The sequence below is a fragment of the uncultured Succinatimonas sp. genome (assembly GCF_905203285.1).
Taxonomy (GTDB): Bacteria; Pseudomonadota; Gammaproteobacteria; order Enterobacterales; family Succinivibrionaceae; genus Succinatimonas.
The window spans coordinates 1-1,545 of sequence record NZ_CAJKVK010000154.1 but is presented as its reverse complement, the minus strand read 5'-3'; the positions used below and the strand labels follow the sequence as shown (position 1 = coordinate 1,545).

The following is a 1,545-nucleotide window of genomic DNA, read 5'->3' as shown; positions in this document are numbered from 1 at the left end:
TGCCATTTTGGGGATCAATAACCTGATTTGACCAATTCTGATCCACATCTGTTAAAATCCAAAATTCATCTTCCGGATATTTTTCAAACTGATAAATATCATCTTTTTCAGCCTTAAATTGATTAATCCGTTCGACTAAATGTTTTGGACGCACTTTGGTGAGCATCCTCACATGTTCTGGTGTTCTACATTTAGGAGCAGTAAGAACAGCATCCTCCGCAACAGAAATAAACTGGATCTTACTTTTTATCCCGCTATAAATATCTGAAATCAAACCAAAGTATTCTTCCTCTGTCACACTGCCTTCGCATGAGAGAAATATAATTTTACTGGTTTTCGGCCTAATCACACGGTAAGGGTTTTGCGGGGTAAAAGGCACCCTGCTTTTAAGAAGCGGCATTAGTACACCCCCCTTATCATGGGAACGGCACCAAATCTACCGCTCAAATAAGCCTTTAAAGTATCTTGGCCTTCTTTGACTTCAAAATCAGAAAATGGCTTTAAAGTAGATTCGCCCATTTGCGTTTTCTCAATAAACCAGATCTCATCTTGGCGGAAGTTATCTAGATTTATTAAGTTCACATCATGTGCGGTAAAAATAATCTGGTTGCTTCCTTCTTGTGCTCTACAGGCAAATTCATCAAGCAAAAACCGGACATGAATAGGCAATTTGCCGTTGTATTCGTCGTCCGCTTTATCACAAAGCAAATTGAAAAGCTGCGATTGCAAAATAGCGATAACAAAATTAAAGGTGTCGTCGGTATCGCTCATTATGAGGAAAAGCGCGGTTTTCCGGTCGCCCAATGTATCAAGTTCCAATTCATCATAGGACATGAGTTCCCGGAGTTCCTCTATATCAAAAGGGGCAAGCCGCGCACCGCAAGAAATAAGGATTGACTTTGCCGTTTTGCCCGCCGCCAATTTGTATTTTTTATATTGCTTCACCGCGAAATGGTCGGGGCTGCGTTCTTCCAAATCGGCAAAGAGCAGATCAACGGGGCTTTGGTATTCCTCGTCGTCCTCGCGTGCTTCGCTTGCATTGATAAGTTCAAGCAGCGTTGTAAAGTTCATTTCCTCGGCGGGGGCTTCATACCAAATGTAGCCGATCAACGCGCAATATAGTAACCTCTCGGCTTTCACCCAAAAATCTTCCGCGCTTTTTTCTCCCTCGCCTTTGGTATTGACAATAAGGGTATTGACAACCTTTAACACGTCCTTTTCGCTGCGGATATAGACAAAGGGGTTATAGTGCATACTTTTCCGAAAGTTTATCGTGTTCAGTACCTTAATGCGGTAGCCTGCCCGTTGCAGCAGCTTTCCGCACTCGATTAGGACGGTGCCTTTCGGGTCGGTCAAGACGTAGGAAGAATGAAGCTGCATTAAATTAGGCTTTACAAAAAACCTTGTTTTTCCGCTGCCGCTGCCGCCGATCACCACGACGTTTTTATTTCTCGCGTATTTCGGTGATTTAGGGCGGCTGTTCATGGTAAGCCGTTCCGTCTGCGTCAAAATGATGTTGTTCTGAAAATCCGGGTCGATGTAGGG

Annotated in this window: 1 protein-coding gene and 1 pseudogene; both read right to left on the bottom strand. The window is 43.6% G+C overall.

Annotation, left to right across the window (positions count from 1 at the left end):
* Positions 1-400, bottom strand: a 400-nt coding sequence (locus tag QZ019_RS09780) for an RloB family protein (protein ID WP_295484640.1), incomplete at its 3' end; no start/stop codon positions are given.
* 230 nt (positions 401-630) lie between these two features.
* Positions 631-1,545 (bottom strand): annotated as a pseudogene (locus QZ019_RS09775) (VirD4-like conjugal transfer protein, CD1115 family); the annotation flags it as partial.